This window comes from Zooshikella ganghwensis (genome assembly GCF_018263875.1).
GTDB classification, from domain to species: Bacteria; Pseudomonadota; Gammaproteobacteria; order Pseudomonadales; family Zooshikellaceae; genus Zooshikella; species Zooshikella ganghwensis.
On sequence record NZ_JAEVHG010000007.1, the window covers coordinates 163,245 to 182,708 of the forward strand.

Annotated in this window: 13 protein-coding genes; 6 read left to right on the forward strand and 7 right to left on the reverse strand. The window is 38.3% G+C overall.

The window, feature by feature from the left end; genetic code table 11:
* The first annotated feature begins 17 nt into the window (after positions 1-17).
* The gene (locus KHS79_RS12285) at positions 18-917 is read left to right on the forward strand and encodes a LysR family transcriptional regulator (protein WP_212719337.1); all 900 of its coding nucleotides are present in this window, start codon (positions 18-20) and stop codon (positions 915-917) included.
* 400 nt (positions 918-1,317) lie between these two features.
* Entirely contained in the window at positions 1,318-2,601 is a 1,284-nt protein-coding gene (locus KHS79_RS12290) for an OprD family porin (RefSeq protein ID WP_212719340.1), read from the forward strand.
* 161 nt (positions 2,602-2,762) lie between these two features.
* On the opposite strand, the gene KHS79_RS12295 is transcribed toward KHS79_RS12290, so the two are convergent.
* Positions 2,763-3,911 (reverse strand): BaiN/RdsA family NAD(P)/FAD-dependent oxidoreductase, encoded by a 1,149-nt coding sequence (locus KHS79_RS12295; RefSeq protein WP_233468406.1) that lies wholly within the window; start codon positions 3,909-3,911, stop codon positions 2,763-2,765.
* A gap of 286 nt (positions 3,912-4,197) precedes the next feature.
* On the opposite strand from KHS79_RS12295, the gene KHS79_RS12300 reads away from it, so the two are divergent.
* Complete coding sequence (locus tag KHS79_RS12300; RefSeq protein WP_212719342.1) at positions 4,198-5,898, forward strand: DUF885 family protein; 1,701 nt, start codon at positions 4,198-4,200, stop codon at positions 5,896-5,898.
* 71 nt (positions 5,899-5,969) lie between these two features.
* On the opposite strand, the gene KHS79_RS12305 is transcribed toward KHS79_RS12300, so the two are convergent.
* From KHS79_RS12305 to KHS79_RS12325, 6 genes are all read right to left on the reverse strand, one after another.
* Positions 5,970-6,755 (reverse strand): class I SAM-dependent methyltransferase, encoded by a 786-nt coding sequence (locus tag KHS79_RS12305; RefSeq protein ID WP_212719344.1) that lies wholly within the window; start codon positions 6,753-6,755, stop codon positions 5,970-5,972.
* A gap of 195 nt (positions 6,756-6,950) precedes the next feature.
* Positions 6,951-7,508, reverse strand: coding sequence for a hypothetical protein (locus KHS79_RS12310; RefSeq protein WP_094786944.1), 558 nt, complete (start codon positions 7,506-7,508; stop codon positions 6,951-6,953).
* A 167-nt stretch (positions 7,509-7,675) separates the two neighbouring features.
* Complete coding sequence (locus tag KHS79_RS12315; protein WP_212719346.1) at positions 7,676-9,022, reverse strand: phosphatidylinositol-specific phospholipase C domain-containing protein; 1,347 nt, start codon at positions 9,020-9,022, stop codon at positions 7,676-7,678.
* Positions 9,023-9,180: 158 nt separating this feature from the next.
* Positions 9,181-9,315 carry a hypothetical protein gene (locus tag KHS79_RS26095; protein WP_267910736.1) on the reverse strand — a complete coding sequence of 45 codons (135 nt, stop codon included), beginning with the start codon at positions 9,313-9,315 and terminating at the stop codon, positions 9,181-9,183.
* Between the two features lie 831 nt (positions 9,316-10,146).
* Positions 10,147-10,974 carry a mechanosensitive ion channel family protein gene (locus KHS79_RS12320; RefSeq protein ID WP_212719348.1) on the reverse strand — a complete coding sequence of 276 codons (828 nt, stop codon included), beginning with the start codon at positions 10,972-10,974 and terminating at the stop codon, positions 10,147-10,149.
* Positions 10,975-10,991: 17 nt separating this feature from the next.
* Complete coding sequence (locus KHS79_RS12325) at positions 10,992-11,801, reverse strand: hypothetical protein (protein ID WP_212719349.1); 810 nt, start codon at positions 11,799-11,801, stop codon at positions 10,992-10,994.
* A gap of 686 nt (positions 11,802-12,487) precedes the next feature.
* Between KHS79_RS12325 and KHS79_RS12330 the strand changes: the two genes are divergently transcribed.
* The 3 genes from KHS79_RS12330 to KHS79_RS12340 all read left to right on the forward strand — a co-directional run bounded on the left by KHS79_RS12330 (position 12,488) and on the right by KHS79_RS12340 (position 19,452).
* Positions 12,488-15,613, forward strand: a complete 3,126-nt coding sequence (locus KHS79_RS12330; protein WP_212719351.1) for a GEVED domain-containing protein — start codon at positions 12,488-12,490, stop codon at positions 15,611-15,613.
* A 485-nt stretch (positions 15,614-16,098) separates the two neighbouring features.
* Positions 16,099-18,042 (forward strand): Hint domain-containing protein, encoded by a 1,944-nt coding sequence (locus tag KHS79_RS12335; RefSeq protein WP_212719354.1) that lies wholly within the window; start codon positions 16,099-16,101, stop codon positions 18,040-18,042.
* A 174-nt stretch (positions 18,043-18,216) separates the two neighbouring features.
* Positions 18,217-19,452 carry a hypothetical protein gene (locus tag KHS79_RS12340; protein ID WP_212719357.1) on the forward strand — a complete coding sequence of 412 codons (1,236 nt, stop codon included), beginning with the start codon at positions 18,217-18,219 and terminating at the stop codon, positions 19,450-19,452.
* Positions 19,453-19,464: the final 12 nt, after the last annotated feature.

A 19,464-nucleotide genomic window follows, 5' to 3' on the forward strand; every position in this document is an offset into this window, starting at 1 on the left:
GTTGCTAATAAGCTGAAATGGACCGATTAATAGCAATACGTAGCTTTGTTGAAGTGGCTAAAACAGGTAGCTTCACTCAGGCTGCTAACCAGTTGGCGTTAAGTCGATTACAAGTGTCCAGGCATGTGAAGGAAGTAGAGTCATGGCTAAATCAACGCTTATTACACCGTACAACACGGAGAGTCAGCCTGACTTCGGCAGGTGAAGATGCTTTGTTGCATTGTGAGCGAATGTTAAGCGAAATGACAGAAATGGAAATGAAGGCGCAAACGTTGACAGAGTCATTATCGGGATCAATTCGAATTGCCACTCCAATTGGTTTAGCACATTGTTTGCTGCTTAATGTTGTTGAAGAATTCACCCACATTCATCCTGCTGTCAGTGTCGATTTATTATTATCTGACCACCTTTCATTATTAGTGGATGAAAGGGTAGATATCGCATTACGTTTTACAGTGCAACCCGCCGAGAATCTTATTGCACGGCGGTTGATGTCTATTGACACAGTGATTTGTGCTGCTCCTGCTTATCTACAACAGCATGGTATTCCTGCTCACCCAAATGAACTTAGTCAGCATAATTGTTTAATTCACTTGGGGAAACAGCATTGGGATTTTGTTAAAGATAATAAAAGCTATTCAGTTCCGGTGAATGGTAATATTCAAGCGAATGATCTCAGCCTGCTTGTCAGCTCAGCCGTTCGTGGTCGGGGTATTATTCGTTTAACCTGTGATTTGGCTAACCCATACTGCCAATCAAATCAACTTATTCCATTGATGTTAGATTATCATATACCCAGTAGCTATCTATGGGCTGTTTATTTATCCCGCAGTTATCAGATGCCAGTAGTACGTCACTTGATTGACTATATTGCAGACAAGTGGAAAGATGATATTAAGCTGAAAAATAAGAGGTAAGCTAAACACTTATCGGCATCTATAAAAATAGTGATAGGGGCTTTTTTTAGCGAAGTTCTTAAGGTGATCACACTTTATTCTTATAAAAATTGTTGTGTCTCTAAAGCATTTAACGTGAGTAAGGAAAGCTGATATACTGCTAGTATTGTATGTCACCCTTTGTATTGGCTTATATCCTTATGTTCAATATGTAAGCATAGGGGCACCTCTAAACATATTAGTCAACGAACTTCTGTGGTATTTCGTTCTGCGCCAATGGCAAACAATGGCTGAATAATATACGTTAAACTGTTTGTGCAAGAGAAGGATTCACGGCGTATTATTATCCCCATAAAAAACAGAAGTATTAAAGCAATCGCCAAGAAGCTGAAATCTATAATAGATATCTGGAGTATCTGAGTTGAACAAATGTCTATTCTGCACAACACTCTGTGTAACACAGTTATTTACGATAACTGGAGTAACTGCTGATACCTTTATTGAAGATTCAAAGTTAAACTTACAACTACGTAATTATTATTTTAACCGTGATTTTCGTCATAACGACGAAGGGCAAAGTTATCGGGAAGAATGGGCGCAATCATTCTTTGTTAACTATAAATCGGGCTATTGGGCTGATGTATTCGGTGTTGATGCATCCGTTTTTACTACCACTAAGCTGGATTCTGGTAAGGGAACTTCAGGAACAGGTTTGTTAGTGACGGATGATGATGGTAATGCGAACAGTTATGCTTCTCTTGGCGTCGCTCTGCTTAAAGCAAAATATGCAAATACTGAAATAAAGTGGGGACGCCAGCTCACTACATCACCACTTTTTTATTATGGTGATTCACGTGCTCAACCGCAGTCTTTTAAAGGTATCAGTATTCAATCGACTGATGTAAATGATTTAACAATCAGTGGCGGGCGATTTACTGAAGTTAAGAATAAAGCCAGCAGCAATTTTGAGTCTTTTAAAACAACAGAATATGGTTTTAATGGAGATTCAGATAGCTTTAGCTTTGTGGGTTTTGATTATAGTTTAAGCGATAGCGCGAGTATTAGTTTTCATGCCTCAAAATACAATGACATCTGGAAACAGTTTTATTACAACTATAATCAGCAGTTTTCATTAGCAGATGATGTCGCGTTAAGCATGGATTTGGTTCACTATCGCACCATCAATGACGGTAACCCAACTGATCCTGACTACACTGATCGAGATAATAAGGCCAGTAGCGCAAGTGTTAAACTAAGTAAAGGTGGAGCAGGCATTACTGTCGCCTATCAAATCATTACCGGTGATTCGATGTACGATTATATTGCTGACTCTGATTCGATTTTCCTTGCTAATTCAGCTCAGCTTTATGACTTTAATCATGAAGATGAGCGTAGCTGGCAAGTGCGGTTTGATTATGATTTTAGTGGTGTGGGTCTCCCAGGACTAAGTTTTATGACGCGCTATATTAAAGGAGATAACATTGATTTAGACTCCAGTATCTCGCAAGCCGCATTGGGTATTAGTGGTGAATCTAAACGAGGAGAAGAGTCAGAGAGAGATATCGAAGCACGTTATACCCTGCAAAGTGGTTCGCTAAAAGGCTTACAATTCAAGCTTAGAATGGCATCACTTAGAACCAGCTACGATGATCAAGACCGGGATGAAATCAGATTAATCGTTAATCATAGTTTTGATCTTTTATAATTAACGTAGAGAGTGTAGCTCTGTTGTAAACGACTCATGTTTTATGCAATTCAATGTTTGTGATAGAGCTACAACTTGTTTTATAAACTTATTAAACCATTGCAACTCCAGCTTTTTGTTCTACCTAAATCATTATTAAGTGAACGCCTGTTGTATTTTAATCAAGCCTCATTCCCTGCCGCAAACCCTGATGCCCACGCCCACTGAAAATTATGGCCCCCTAAATGACCGGTCACATCAACCACTTCACCAATAAAAAAGAGGTTGGGTATATCTTTTACGGCCATGGTTTTTGATGAGAGACTGTGAGTATCAATGCCGCCTAAGGTGACTTCTGCGGTACGGTAGCCTTCAGTGCCATTAGGTTTAATGGTCCAATCCTTTAGGGCTTGAGTTATTTCATTCAGACGCTGGTTGCTACACTGCTGAAAGGTGTGATCCCATTGATGCCATTCAACAAATGTTTGAGCCAGTCGTTTAGGCAGTTTTGTAGTAAGGTAGGTTTCGATACGCTTATTGGGTGACTGTTGACGCCAGGCTTTCAGTTCTGCCAAAACATTAGTATCAGGTAGCAAGTTAATATGCAGATTTTGTCCTGGTTGCCAAAAACTGGAAATTTGCAGCATAGCAGGGCCACTGAGTCCTCTGTGGGTAAACAGCATAGGCTCTTTGAACGCATGGCCGTTGAGTTTGACCTCAACAGGACAGCTTACGCCCGATAAGGGTGCAAGTCGTGCAAGATCATCTGGCTGCAGGGTAAAAGGCGCTAAACCTGCTCGTGTGGGGAGTACATTTAGGCCAAATTGTTCTGCGACTTTATAGCCAAAGGGGGAAGACCCCATTGTCGGAATGGATAAGCCTCCTGTGGCAATTACCAGTGATTCACATTGAATTGTGCCTATTGAAGTACAGATCATAAAGCCTGAGAAAGGGGACTGCGGAGATGGAATTCCTTGAATAGTTTCAATGTTGCATTTAAGGCGTATATCAGCACCTGCCCATTCGCACTCAGTTAATAACATGTTGAGAATGGCTTTGCTGCTCTCTGTACAAAATAGTTGGCCAGGTGTTTTTTCAAAGTATTCAATACCATGGCGCTCTACCCACTCAGTAAAGTGATGTGGTGTATAGCGTTTTAAGGCTGAAATACAAAAAGGTGGATTGGCGGATAAATAGTTTGCGGGGGTGGAATGCAAGTGGGTAAAGTTGCAACGACCGCCACCTGACATCAGTATTTTTTTACCTGGCTTATTGGCATGATCCAGCACTAACACCTTTCTTCCACGATAACCGGCAGTGATAGCACACATTAAGCCTGCAGCGCCTGCACCAATGACTACTACATCTACAACTTTCTTAATGCTTTCTACCACTGTGATGACCTTTAAACAGAAAAACCTAATCTAAGCAACATATTGTATGCGTATGAAGGTTTCAGGCCAAGGGTTAATAGGACCTCTGTGGAATATAAAGCACTAATCAGGTGAGTTGTCTGTAGATGAGTTGTCAGTATAGGTGGTTTAAGGAAAATAGGTAAGTAGTGTAGTATATGTCCATAACGAAGGGTATATATAAATAAACAAGCGAGATAACCTGATGGATACCTTTGAGCAGTTTGAAAATGCCTTAATTGACTTTTTAGCCGATGATCCTAATCAGGCGTTAGGTCTTGGCTTAGCGTATAAGCTGAATGAGTTACCTGATCCTTCACGCCAATATGGTATTGCCAGGGCGAAAAAGGCTAATGAATTATTAAACAAACTTAAGGAAATTAAAACAAAGACGAATGATTTTGAACAATGCATAGATCTGGAACTTGCAGAGCTGACGTTGAGAAGCTGTATTCACAGTTATGAACGACAAATTAATGGTGACGTTGAGTTTGTTCAAAAGCCAACAGCGGGTGCAGATATTTGTGACGGGATTTTCACCTTGTTTGTGGATGATCCGCGAACTCCCGCTGAGCGCTTGGATAATATCAATGCCCGATTGTCTCATGTGCCTGAATTTCTTGATGCTATGGTACAGCGCCTGACGAAACCTGTTACGCGTTGGCGACAAGTTGATTTAGAGATGGTTGAGTCACTGCCCACATTGCTCTCTGCAATTGAAGCATGGGCCGTAGAAAATGAGTATGCTGGTTTAAGTCAGTTACAACAGAATATTCAAACTGCTGCAGAGGCGTTAGTGGGTTATAAAAATAAACTTGCAGCCTTAGAAACGACAGATCAGTTAGCGTTATCAATGAATGATGCTGTGCAAGTAGTTAAAAATAGGGGTATTAATCTCTCTTTTGAGGAACTGCATAAAATTGCGGCAAACTTTTTATCAGATACCAGGCAGCAAATTGCGTCTTTGACAGAAATATTAAAACGTAAATATAAATTACCAGATGATACCACAGCGGAAAAATTACACGCTTATTTAAATGAACGATTTCAAGTTAAGTTGCAAGGGCAGCCTGTCAGTAAAATTATTGATTTTTACAGAGATGAAAATTCGAAAATAATCAAGTTTATTAATGAGCGAAACTTGTTTCCGGTTTTTTCTGATCAGAGAATGCTGATAGAACAAACACCTAAGTTTTTAGAGCCTGTTATTCCTGCAGGTGCAATGCGTTCACCGTTACCCCTTCGTGAGGGCACCCGTACCAGTTTGATTCACCTTACCCTACGGGATGATTTGCTGGATGAACACACGCTACTTGGTATTCCTGTCATGATGATTCATGAAGGCATTCCCGGTCATCATTTACAGTTAGCAACCAGTACCATACACCCTCGAAAAATGCGACGCATTATGTTCACAGGTGATCAAGCCGAAGGTTGGACAACCATGCTAGAGGACTATATGCTGGATGTGGGATATATGGGGGAGCTGACTGACGAAGCACGTTTTATTGCTAAACACGATATTTGTCGTATTGGTGCTCGAGTGGCGATTGATTTATTTTTTATGACTGGAGATAAAAAATATTTAGATGTGGGTATTCCTCTGAACTATCAGGGTGATGATGCTTTTATTTTGGCAGGCGAGCTATTGCAAAAAGTAACTGGGTTTACCAGTGGCCGAGTGCAAGGGGAACTCAATTGGTATTCAATGGAACGAGGCTATCCATTAAGCTATCTGACAGGAAACAAGCTGGTTTGGTCACTAAAAAGTGCGTTTACCAAAAAGCACCAACACTTGAACTCATCACTACAAATCGACCAGGCTTTCCATCAAGCGTTCTTGAGTGTAGGGAATATGCCAGTATCTGTGATGGAAAAAGTGTTTAAACACCAAGAGTGGATATGATTCTTTTTTAAATGTAAAGAAAATAAGCACATTACTCATAGTGAAGGGGGTATTCGCTATGAGTATCAGTATTATAAAAATAGACTCATCATCAGTCGATTGTAATTCAATTGATCAATCTGGTTTTGTTCAGTAATACGGCTAAATTGCTTTTTGAAGTGATGTTCATAGTCCTTGGGTAACTGACATGAGTAGTTGTTTTGTGCAAAGAAAGCTTGTGCAGGACCAGACATAAACGCATCCCATATTTGTTCATTACCTGAAACGTGTGTTGTTGTAGTAACTACTTGGCTTTTTGTAACGTTGAACCCAAATTTTTGAAAAAAATGCTGATAGGCTTGATCTGAAGTGAGATGAAACCAGGGATTATTATAAGCTTCAGCAAAGGGAATAAATTCCTTACAGTTAAAGACTTGCTGTATTATTGTTTCTAGTTGAGGGCACCATGATTTTAATGGTGTTTGTACTAATAGGTGACCATTAGGGTTAAGTAAATATTTTATTTTTTTCAGTGTTTCTTGTGGTTTTTGGAACCAGTGCATCACTGAGTTCATAAATGCGACATCATATTTATTGAAAGCGTCAGGGTGTAACTGTTCAAGGTCTGCACAGGAAAAGTGTATATGAGGATAATTAGATGAAGCAACTTTAACCATTTTGGTTGAGCGGTCTATACCAGTAACCTTTTCTGCTGTTTTTTCTGAGGTGAGTGCAGTAAGCTGTCCATTACCACATCCAAGGTCAATAACTGACTCAGTGCCTTTCCAACGATAGAAATTAACAAGCTGAACGCCCGCTGAATGCTGATTAATACCTAGGCGTTGATAAACTGTTGCAACATCTGAAAAACTAACCAAAATACACAGCTCCTAAAATATGCCATTTATTTTGGTATTATACTGATTATGTTGGATATATGAAGCTGGCCCATTAGGTAAGTACTATAGTTAACGCGCATAAAAATGGTTAGTGAAGGGCGTGTTGAAGAGGTTTAAAAAAAGAGGCTACATGTGTAACCTCTTTTTGAATTTTTCAAAGGTATATAAGTTTGTTTAGTCAATTATTGTCAAACGACAGTCAGCATTGTATTGGTTCCAAGACAACAGACTAAACCCTACGGAAGTATCACTGCGGTCTTTCCAGTTACTGTAATTTCCATCAGTGAAGTAACATGCCCATGACTGCATTATATGCTGAGTTGATCCGTTAAAATCAGTGCCTTGTTTATCACCATTTTCTGCACGCCAGGCCCGATTTGTTTTATTAAAGAAAAATAGATTGGATCTTGAAGCTGTTCTGCCTTGACCATCCCAATTATACATTGCCATACGTAACTGGCATCCATCGATGTCACCGCAAAATTCATCAATTTTACTTTGAGGAATACCCACGGTTCTGCCACGCGTTGACTTCGAGGCAAAGACAGTAATTCGGTCAGATGCAATAGTGATCCGGTCCGCTACATTGTTTTCATGATACATATTTGAACTGACTTCAAATGAAGCGTCAGTCATTGCAGGTTCTGGGTCACCAAGGGTAATAGCGTGAGAGTCAGCAAAAACAAAGGGGGAAATTGCTGTAAGAATTGCTGTATAAAGTGTTTTTTTCATTTAATATCATCCTGATTTTTATATTATATTCCTTCTAGCACTGTATACACTGCTAGCGCAATGAGTAGGATAAACTCAAAGCAGATAGTGCCTGCCAATATGCTTGTAAAGCGAGTTTAACCATGGCATGAGTTTACCTGAAAAGGACACTATTGACTATTACGATTTTAATATTCACCCTCGTGCGGTACAATCCAATTTCCATCTTGGGCAGAGTCAGAGATATTTATCCAAATATTTTCATTGTGTTGTCTCATTTCTGTTAGTTTTAAGTTTTCTTGAGCGTTGCTAGGCGTACTAAAATGGTAAGCTTTACCAAAGGTGTGTTGGCAAAGTCGTTCAGCAGAAGAGAATGGTGTTTTTTCATAACTTATAGCCCAAATTCCCGAATTGATATTTTGGCAGGCAGCATAATAATATTTGTCACAATTCATAGCTTTCCATGAACCTCCTCGATAGTATGGGTTAGGATTGCTAGTTTGTACTGCGCAGTCTAATTCAGGTGAGGTATTTCTTGGTTCACCTGATGGGTAGTGCCAACTCCATAATAAAGCAGGTATATCCTCAGCACCAGGATGAATAAGATCTAGGGCGATAATGTTGGCGGGAGATTGTCCAGTGTTAGATCCTTCAATCATTTGAGCAATTTGTGGGGCGGTAAAATTTGTGCAATTAATACAGCCTGCACGTTGCTCATATTTTCGATGAATATTGCCCAGGCTGGAAAAAACTATTGATTTAAGATCACTATCTTTAGCACAATCATTATCTTTCCATATAATAATACGCTTCCCAGCATCAAGTATCTGTTTAGGCGTTAATGTATCAGGGATTGATGTGCAACCTCCACTAGGGTATATATACTCACCTAAAATATTTTTTAATTCATGGAATATGCCACTGTGGCCACCTTTATAGGCGTTATCCTCTAAATATAAAATTAATGTTTGGTTTTTATAAACAGGGTTTTCTAGAAATTGTTTTATTTGAAATAACGCATTTTCTAGGCGCAATGCGCCTAAAACACAACCAAGGTGTAAATCAGGTCCTGTGCCATGACAAACATAAGTATCGTACTTTTCCCAGGCAAAAAAACGCATATAATGCACATCGAGCTCAATAAACTGGGCACCCATTCTGAGTTGTTCATTAATATGGTGTTTTTGGTTGGGTGCAGGGTATCTCCAGACTTTAGTATTGTAACTGTTATGTGTACCCCAGAAGTTGGCTTTGCTCAGTGGTATATTGAGGTTTAACTGCTGTTGTAATCGTAATACCTTTCCAACTTTTGACGTGTTAAATTGATCAAAGTCGTCTTCTATTTTATTAATGGTAGATGTGGTATTTAGGTTTATGTAACTTATGTTTGGTAATATATTTTTTGTGGGTGGTAAGATAGCAGCAATGCTGTAGTTAAGGCAAATAAGCGGAAAAATAGTCTTGCTTGAAAATAGGATTAAATTAAAAATTTTGTTGTATGAACGCCGGCGGCTAGTGTTAAACAAACTTTGCATATTTTGACCCTTCTGTATTTTGATGCTGTTATATTTTGATAATTGTTTGTATGGTTTTGGTTAAGTACTTTGTGTGCTGCTTGTTGAAATATATGGGCTTATAATGAAGGCTATATTATATAGTGAATTTAAGTTTTAACTTAACGAGTAGGCATGTCTCAAGAAAAAGCAAAGAGTGTTTGGAGTTTTTTCAAATCATGGTGATAATGTTTGATGTCAGATAATTTATTCCGCCGCGCCAGAAGGCCATCCTTGGCCTCTGTCGCTACCGATGCTCCCTGCATCGGCTTCATAAACAATCTGCCATTAAGCAGGAAAGATCGTAATGGCTGGTAGTTTTACATATTCTCATTTCAAGGGAGCAGAGCGGTAGTCAAGACTAACTTTGAAGCTAGTTATTACTTGAAACCAAGAGTCATTATAAAGACTTATTGGAAACTTTATGACAGTAGGTGTGTCTGGTATTCTTCTGCAGCATATTCATTCTTAGAATGTCTAGTTTACTGCCGTATAGGCAGGTTAGAGAGCTTCAAGTTAAGCTTGTCGTGTTCCTGACACGAGCTTCACAACGACTCACTTGTTGACACACTAACAGTGTATAAGTTGTAGAGGCTAGTAATTATGTATTGGTTTCAATATATACCCTTCACGAGTCATTTTTAGGGTTTGTTGTCAGTGCTCTTCACCCCAGTCACTTATTAATAAAAGCTCCAGGGGCTTCATCGCTTGACGGCTTCTTAAAAACCTTTCGTTCTGGGTATAGTATGGAGGCGGAAAGACTTGGTGATTTCTTAAGAACTGTCTGCCGCAAGGATGCGGCAGTCAAGCCTCCAGGGATGGATATACGGCGAGTTCAGAGGGAATTGGCAAGTCTTGGAGTATATTCATTATTGTGTGAATATACCCTTCACGAATGATTTCTAGGTTTTGTTATCTTCACTCCTCACTCCAATCACCTATTACTATATGCTCATGGGGCTTCGTCACTCGATGGTCGCACCTAAAAACCATTCATATTCGGTATATATACTGACAAACACAGTTTATGGCTTACACTACTTTTTTCTTGATAGCATTTTCATTAATGATTACTGAGCTTCCCTCCCTAAGTAAATTTTTGAGTTTCATGATGTTGTTGATTTGGTGACATGTTCTACCGGAAAAGGCTGGGTCTGGCTTCCAGTATAAAGTGAAAGATGAGGGAAGGGGATTTCTATATTATTTTCATCAAAAGCGCTTTTTACACGTGCGATGATGCCATTTTTTAACTCTAGAAGATTTTCTCGTTTAGTCCAAACGGAAAATTGAATATTAATAGATGAGTCACCAAAACCTAACAGCATAAATAAAGGTTCTGGATCTTCCAGGCATAGATTATAGTCTGCTGCGACTTTTAATAATACTGTTCTTACTTTCTCTAAATCTTCTTTGTAAGCAACGCCTATAGCTAAATCAAAGCGCCGTAGCGGGAACCGAGTAAGCGTTGTTACTTCTGATTTTATAATGGTTTCATTGGGAATTCTGACAAACAGATTATCAAATGTTCGCAGCTTAACTGATAGTAGGTCAATCGATAATACTTCACCTAAAGTTGACCCAACCCTAATGGTGTCGCCAACGCTAAATGGTTTTTCACCAATTAAAAATATACCACTAATTACATTTGAGGCAGAAGTTTGTGATGCGAAACCAATCGCAACGGTCAGTATACCAGCAGCGCCAATAATGACACCTAAGTCTACATTGATTTGTTGCAATGCGGTCACTAGAAAAAGCAAAATAATGAGGTAGTAACTGATTCGCTGAAATATCAGTGTTTGATGTTGAGTAAGTTTGTCTTTGCTGAATTTTACAATAGCTTTAGATGATATTTTTGCTAGAAGAAAACCTATAATTACAATGGTTAGACTAAAAGCTATTTGATTAATTGTTAAGTTTTTAAAAATTTCCATGCTTTATTTTTTAATCCCTATGAAAAAAATGTATTATAAGCTTTTGACATCAAGCCTTCCTCTAAAGAAGTTTCAGCTTTATTGATTAACTCCCATTTAGAAAAGTTGGTTGAATATTCATTTGTAGGATCCGAAAGCTTTATTTCACTTTTCGTTTTCGTTTGGGTCAGTGTTATGCCTGTAGTCCATAGTAGCCCATCTTGGCTATACCGTAGTTCTAAGGTAGGAGCAGGGATGTTAATTTTTTCAATAGATAACATTTGTGACTGATTATTCACAATGGTGACAGGAATTATACCTCGATAGGGCTTTATGGATATAAGGTCTTTATTAATAACAGCTCTCGTTTTGCTTGCGTAGCATAGCTGTCCGAGTTGTGTATTTGGGCCGAACCAAGTATCAGATAGTGCCCTTATGGGGACTTGACAAAGAGTGACTTTGTCATGATAAATATTGATCCGATACCACAGCACTATACTTATATATAAGGTAATATGCTCATCAGGTAATAACATTATACGGTCAAAAGGTTTGACAACAATATTACGATCAGGTAACACGGGAGTTATTGTTAGTTGACTTCGAGTTTGAGCCACTACAAAGCGTTTGAGTGTCTTGAATCGGGTTAAATTATGGTTCTCAGCTATTATTTTGACTTCATCCTGCTCTGCTTCAAGGGGGATATCTATATGATTAAATCGTACTTGCCATTCATGGGCCAAGCGTAGGATATTCAACTCAAGACAACCAAAGTCCCAGGTTTGCCCGTGGTTCTCTTCTAGGTGAATTGTTTGCCACCATCGTTCTTTAATAGCTGTTTGTGACATAAATAAAGCCAGTCTTATGAGTTTATACCCTTCACGAATCAATTTTATGTGCGCTATCCATAGCGCTCACCCTAACGGGCCAGCGAAGCTGTTCTAATGTGTTCCCGACACATTAGTAGGGTTTATTGTCTGCGCTCTTGACCACTAAGGATAGTGGGAATGCAGTTTACTGCCATCCCAGTCACTTATTTCTATAAGCTTCTGTGGCTTCATCACTTGACGGCCGTCCCTAAACGTCCTTCGCTTTGGGTATATTTTAAATGTAATATATTTGTTGTGTAGTGACTAATTATACCTGACTCAGTGTATAGTGTGATGGTTTTAGTTTTGTTAAACGATAATCTACCCCTGTGATTTCAATAGTTGACTGCTTAGCCAACTAATATTTTTTTAAAATATAATTGCTGTCACTGCTGGTTTTAAAAGAGCAGACTATCGCTTCTTAAAAATCCTTTGTTATGCTGCTAATTGATGTGTGTCAAAAATAATTTGCTATCGTATTCGAATATATAAGCGAAAGCTAACGGATTAGACCAAAGTCTATACTTCGTAACTTAAAAATTAGTTGAAAGTGAGTATGGAATAGGTTAGCGTGACTTTGATAAAAAATATTACATTGATATATAAAATATAAATACGGAAAAAAGAAGAGTCTAATAGTATAAAGGCTAATACAGGGGGTTGTAATGAGAGATCATCTACTTTTTTTGATGACTCTTCTGCTGTTATCTTTTAATAGTGTATCTGCAGAAAGGTTGAAGCCATTAGAGGTGAATACCTTTAAAATTGCTAATGGTCGACTGTATCATGTCGATAAAAAAAGTCACTCTACAGTTATAAATTACTCTGCTGAACATTCAAACAATAAAATTCTACTTAAAAGAGCTGAAAGTAACTATTACGATCATAGTGATCAATACGAACATTACCAGCAAATTTATAGAGGGATAGATATTGAAGGTTCTGGCCTAATACTTAGTAAAAATAATCATCATAACGCTAAAGTTTTTTACCAGAAATTATTTAAAAATTTAGAAAGAGATATTGTAACTACAGCAGAACCACCCGATTTTACTCCAGACAAAGTTAAGCTTTGGCTTGTTGAAAACTATTTAAAGAGACAACAGGCTGTGAGTGATTGGCAACTCACAGGTTATACAGTTAAACCTGCTATTTATATTGATTCAAATGATAAGGCCCACTACAGCTATAAAGTTGAGTTTTTAGCGCGTTCCCCATCTATTATTAAGCCAATAAGAGAAAAACTGTTTTTAGATCCCTATTCTCAAACTATCATTGCCCGTCAAGACCTAATTAAATACGAAAGTGAACGTATTGCTGGTAGTGGTTATGGAGGAAATAAGAAGGTTGGTTATCGTCAATATAATCAGCCGAACTATTTAAACAGAAATGATACGGCATTAGAAGCAAATACATTTTTAGTAAGTTACGATGGGGTAGCTACTTGCACAATGGATCAAGATAATGTGCAAGTTCTGGATGCCAGTCAGGATGATGCTATTAAAACGCCTTATCGCTATCCCTGCTCATTGTCTGGACAGCACGATGAGACTCAAATCAATGAAGCTTACGGTGTAAAGAGTGATGCTCAATTTCATGGTCAGGTAGCGTATCAGTTATTTGACCGTTTACCGTTTATTCATAAAGGGCCTCTTGGTAAGCATGGAGGTAAGAAGAAACCCGTCAAGATTCGTGTACATTCGGGCTCTAAATTAGATGATGGGTTCTGGGATGGAGAGTATATTAATTTGGGGGATGGTGATAAGTACTTTTATCCTTTGGTTTCTTTGGATTCTATTACGCATGAGCTAGCTCATGGTTTTCTTGAAACATACTCAAAACTTGAAGGTGATGCTGGTCACTCATTTGGTATCAGTGAGTCATTTGCAGATATTGCAGGTGAAGCAGCAGAATATTTATTAGGGAAAACACAAAGCTCTAACCTTAATGATTGGTTCTTTAATAAAGAGTCATTTAAGCAAGGAAAAGCCGCTCGTTATTTTGAAAAACCTTCTCAAGATGGTAAGTCAATCGATAGTGCTAAACACTATCATTGGCAACAAAATGGTCACTACTCAGCGGGTGTTTTTAACAAAGCATTTTATCATCTTATTAATGACAATAATGGATGGACTCCACTTGAAGGATTTGAATTATTTGCTCTGGCTGCAGTAAATTGCTGGGGCGATTACCCAAGTTTTACTGAAGCAGCACAGTGTGTATTAGATCAAGCCAAAAACCTGAATGTTTCAGATACAGCGCTAGCAGGGAAAACAATTGAAGAGCTTGAAAAAGAAATTATGTCTGCTTTTGCTAAAGTAGATGTGTATGTGCTGAGTAATACGGGGAGCCATGCTTTGTTTGACTATAGTGTCTCTTACCGTGAAGTTACCTTTACTAATTTGAGTCACCAGTGGGGTCGTGTGAATGGCTCTTCTTTTGTAAAATGGCACTGGGATTTTGGTGATGGGCTTACACAAATTGAAACTAACTCAGCTGCATTAGTAGTACATCAATATAAGGAGGATGGCTCCTATAAAGTCACACTCACCGTAGAGGATAGTTCAGGAAATCAATATACATACAGTAAGACAATAAGTTTAACGCCACATTATTGTACGCCTTCGGGTAATCCTGGTGATCAAGATTTTATCAAACAAGTTAGTTTAGTGAGTACAGCTCTAGGTCAACAATTAGGGCCTGTTACCTTGCAAGAAACCTCGGGTTATGGGCAGTATTTGAATACCCCTTTTAAAGTAAATGCGGGTGAAAATTTTACTATTAAGCTAAATAAAGAGAGTAATAGCTATAGTCATTATTGGTCAGTTTTTATTGATTCTAATGGCGACGGTGATTTTGCTGATGAAGGTGAGTTAATTACTGAGTTTAAGAGTAAAGAGAACATAAGCTCACAAATAACTATACCTTTAATGCCCGCTAACGCCAGTACCCGAATGCGTATTGCCATGAGTTGGGGAACGAAAATAAAAAATCCTTGTGATTCACTCAAGGTTGGGGAGTTTGAAGACTATCTGCTTATCAATGGTGGTACCGATACTCATCCAGATCCGCTAGTCAGTTTTAGCTTCAGAAAGGTAGAAAATACTGTTTATTTTAAAAATACGTCACGATATCTACCTGATGAAATGGATTGGCAGTGGCAAATCAATGGCCAAACTTTTAGTGGTAAACCGGCATTTAACAGCGAAATCTCACATCAATTTGAAGTGCCAGGAGAAGGTGAGCCTCCAATTTCTTACCGGGTATCACTTGTTTTGAATGGTATATATACCAGTGATGTGGCAGAAATTACTTTTGAAAATGAAGCAGATACTTCAGGCCTGCCGCAAGGTTATTGTAACGCAAAAGGCAGTTATGCTTTTTATGCCTATATAAATAAATTTGGACTCGGAGCATTTTTGAATAGTTCGGGGAATAGTGGTGGCTATCAAAACTACACAGATCAAACAATTTCTTTAAAAAAAGGAAATACATATTATTACGCTTTAACACCGTATTATTCATGGGGTAAGAAAGATTCTTATGCGGGTATTTGGATAGACCTTAACCGAAATGGTCGTTTTGAAGATAATGAAAAACTGGTAACAGAATCAAACTTTAGAGAAACTATTGCAGATAGTTTTTTGATACCAGTAACAGCAAGCACAGGTTTAACTAAAATGCGTGTAATATTGAAAAGTAATGAGCGTCCCAGTGCTTGTGGTACATTTGGTCATTTTTTGAATGGCATAGGCGGGGAGGTAGAAGACTATATTGTTAATTTACAATAGTATGATTTTGCCTTAACAAAATAAGTCGTCAAAGATACGGTTTAATTCGTCAATAATCACCAGTTAAAGATATCTGTTTGGTTAGAATAATTAAAATGTATTCACTGAAGTTAATAGGTGTCTTTTTCTGTGAAAAAAATAAAACAGAATAACTATTACTATACCCAAAACGAATGGTTTTTAGGTGAGGTTATCGAGTGACGAAGCCCCATGAGCCTATATTAATAGGTGATTGGGGTGAGGAGTGAAGATAACAAAAGCTAGAAATCATTCGTGAAGGGTATATATTGGGCAATCAACACTATACCCACAGTGAAGGTTTTTTTAGGGGCGGCTGTCAAGCGATGAAGCCCCTGGAGCTTATATAAATAAGTGACTGGGGTGGCAGTAAACTGCATTCCCACCATCTTTGGTGGTCAAGAGCCTGACAACAAACCCTAAAATTGATTCGCGAAGGGTATAAAAAGCATAAAGAGGACTCAGTCGTGAAACTTAATAAACTCTCATTTGCTATCGCTGCCATAGCGATGTCAGGGGCATTATGGCTAGGTAATCCAGCCAGTGCTGTTGAACACCGTTTATCAGCTCCTGTTGAGGAGTTAACGCCTTCGTTTAATAAGGCACGAGATCATATTGACAAAGTCATAGGTAAGAAAAGTAATGCTGTCAAATTAGACCTTTCTGACCAGAAACAATATGATTATATTTTAGAGCATTTACGCCTAACGGGTACTACCAGAGAAAAGTCGCCACAGTTATATAGAATGTTGGAGCAGTCTAAAAAAGAGCACACATTAAAACGTGAATATCATAAAATGCTGAAGTCAGGCGTAGCAAAAGACAGAGCTATTTCATTATTGAGTGCTAATAACAATGAGCGGATTAATTTAGCGAGAATTTTAACGAATAATAAACCTAAAGATATTTTTCATCGAATTCAAGATTTGGATGCGGGTAAAAATGTCAAAACGAAAAAGAATGAAATGCTGGCAAAAGCTAGGACCAGTATTACAGGTAAAATGACGTATACTTATACCAGTGCTGTTGTAATGGGACCTCATCCAGATGACCCCAAAAAGATGATTAAACTGGGGCATCCAGGAGGAATACATGCATTTGCAGGAAATGCAAATAATGTGGTGGCTTATAGTCCGGTAACCGATGAAATTATTAGCGCTGTTTACGATGATGGAGATTTGTTAACTGTTGAATCGATAGTGATATATGAAGATGCTGATGGTAATAAAGGTCATTATGTCACAAGGTCTAAAAAAACAGTCAGTGAGTATAAAGCGAAGAAAAAAGGAGAAAGTTCAAATGGTGAACTTGATCTCATAGCACCTGTGGATAAAAATGAAGATAATAAAATACAGGTATGTTTAAATCGAGATCATGGTGACTGTGATTATGAGCAAATGTATCCTGCTAATACGCCAAATGATAAGCTATTAATTAAACTTCCCTTTCAAGGAACAATTACAATACCGCATAAAGTAAAAAAAATATATAAGCCTTCTGAAGTACCCGCCGACTCATTCGTAACTGGAAAAACAAATATTTGGATTTCAACCAATACTGGAGAACATGCCCAGTTAGTTGATCCTGCAACCGGAAAAACTTTTGTCGACTTTATGGACCCACCTCGTGAGGTAATGATTGATGGTAGGCCACATACTATTATTTCCTGGGACATCCCTAGAGAACAGGCTGTATTTGGTACTGCGACAATGTATAAGCGGTTCAAAAATGTTGAGTGGGAGATCCATATTATAGCAGATGTTAATCTCATGTTTTATGAAGGGATAGAACCATTTACAGTGGATATTACTGCCGATAATAGCCAAACACCTTCACATCAATGGGTTATTGAAAGTCGAATGCCTTTTATGTATTTCGAATATAGCTGTATGGCAAAAGGTACACTGATTACAATGGCTGATGGTACACAAAAACCTATTGAGCAAGTCATGATTGGTGACCAAGTGCAAGCTAATGGCTTAGTTATGAATGTTGAAGATACTTCCATTGGTAATGAAGTTTTACCGATGGTTCGCATCAATACTAAAGATGGAAAATCTGTATTATTAACGGAGACTCACCCAGTACTCACTAAAAATAGAGGTATTGTTTGGGCGCAGGAAGTTCGGCAGGGCGACCAGTTAATTACCCAGCAAGGTACTACATCTGTTATAAAGGTGGCTAATGAAAACTATAACGATACAGTACATAATCTAAAACTAGCTAAGCTCGAAGATTCAAAAGTCGTACTGGCAACAGATTCAAAAGCTGTGTTTGCTAATGGTCTGTTAGTAGGAGGAATTACTATGCAAGCAGATTACTCCTTTAAAGATCAACAATCGTTAACGGTTGAACAGCAATTACAAGAAATCCCTGAACGCTGGCATCAAGACTTTTTGAATAACCAGTAATTACCTAAAGATATCAGTAACTGCGTGAAAAGCTGTACATCACATACACGGTTACTGATTCTGAGTTTTTCCTTCATGAATAGCAGGGCGTTATTAATCAATTAGCGAGCATACCTAAAAATGTGATTTTTAGACGTGCCCGGACGTAAACGCTAAATTTAAGGACATATATTGATGAAGATAAAAAAGTATAACTTCATCCAGGCCATGGTACTTACAGCAGGAGTGAGTTTAGCTTCTACAGCAAGCTTTGCAACTGAAATACCAGGCATCGATAATGATAATATTCCTTTGGGGACAGCCTATCATAGTAAAAAAGGTGGGTTTTATGGTTTTCAAGCCGTTAACGGTGATATAGATGAAAGCTATGGAAATACTGAATCGGAAATTCGCTTTGCTGTCGATCTAGGTTATAAGCAGCTTTTGGATATGGTCAATGGTAGTGTTGATGTTGGTGTAAAAGTGAATGCCGTGAGTGTTGATGCAGGTGGTGAGTACGCTACTGAAAATGCAGCGGATGAATATACAGGTACCTATACTTTTTATCTAAATAGTAAACCCAAAAAACGACTACTGGTGCCTGTAAATAACCAAGGATATCAACCTACAGCGGCAGCGCTGGAGTTAGCTGATGAAAGCCCTGGAAATCGTTTTGAGGAATTGGGTGACGAGTTTGTAACAGCGATTGAGTATGGCTCATATTTGTTAATAAATATGAAAATCGAGTATCGCAGTGCTAAGGATAAAAAGAATATTGGTGGTTATCTAAAAGTCGATGCCATGGGTGTTGTCAATGTCAGTGGTGATTTGAATTTATTGGATGAAGCGACCAAAAATTCTGTCAAAATATCGATTACTGCGAAACAAGTGGGTGGTGATCCACTTCGCTTAGCGAACATTATTCCTGATGGTTTAATGAAATGTAGTTTAGCTAATCCGACACCTTGTTTTAATTTATTTAAAGAAGCCGTTGTTTACCTTAAAACAGATTATATTAATCAACTTAATGGTTTAGATAAATATAACCCTGTCAAACTTTATACGCAGCAGTATAAATATTCTGGTCCTGCGTTAAATGTATTACTGCCACAAACAGGTTATGAGGATGTTGAGTATTTGACCAAGCTTTCGGTCAAGCGAATGAGTGATCGTTGGGTTAAGTCTATGTTGGATAAGCGTCGAGCAGAGAATATTTTAAACTATTACTCAGCTACGTTAAATTCAGAGGATAAAGCAACTATTAAAGATATTGAAATTAAAGCACGATTCAATGCGTATAGCTATGCTAGTGCCGTTTCTTACTGTCAAAAAAATCCCCTCGGCAGCTATTGCCGTGAGCGTGAGCAAATGATTAATGCCAGTAGTATTAGAACGTACGATGATTCAAAACTGAATTTAAGCTCACTCTGATAAGGAAAAAGA

Excerpts from the sequence above, each read along its gene's own strand:
- KHS79_RS12285 (WP_212719337.1), top strand. The coding sequence starts at position 18 with ATGGACCGATTAATAGCAATACGTAGCTTTGTTGAAGTGGCTAAAACA.
- KHS79_RS12295 (WP_233468406.1), bottom strand. The coding sequence starts at position 3,911 with ATGTGTGCTATCACTGCCGGTTATCGTGGAAGAAAGGTGTTAGTGCTG.
- KHS79_RS12300 (WP_212719342.1), top strand. The coding sequence starts at position 4,198 with ATGGATACCTTTGAGCAGTTTGAAAATGCCTTAATTGACTTTTTAGCC.
- KHS79_RS12310 (WP_094786944.1), bottom strand. The coding sequence starts at position 7,508 with ATGAAAAAAACACTTTATACAGCAATTCTTACAGCAATTTCCCCCTTT.
- KHS79_RS12315 (WP_212719346.1), bottom strand. The coding sequence starts at position 9,022 with ATGCAAAGTTTGTTTAACACTAGCCGCCGGCGTTCATACAACAAAATT.
- KHS79_RS26095 (WP_267910736.1), bottom strand. The coding sequence starts at position 9,315 with ATGAAGCCGATGCAGGGAGCATCGGTAGCGACAGAGGCCAAGGATGGC.
- KHS79_RS12320 (WP_212719348.1), bottom strand. The coding sequence starts at position 10,974 with ATGGAAATTTTTAAAAACTTAACAATTAATCAAATAGCTTTTAGTCTA.
- KHS79_RS12325 (WP_212719349.1), bottom strand. The coding sequence starts at position 11,801 with ATGTCACAAACAGCTATTAAAGAACGATGGTGGCAAACAATTCACCTA.
- KHS79_RS12330 (WP_212719351.1), top strand. The coding sequence starts at position 12,488 with ATGAGAGATCATCTACTTTTTTTGATGACTCTTCTGCTGTTATCTTTT.
- KHS79_RS12340 (WP_212719357.1), top strand. The coding sequence starts at position 18,217 with ATGAAGATAAAAAAGTATAACTTCATCCAGGCCATGGTACTTACAGCA.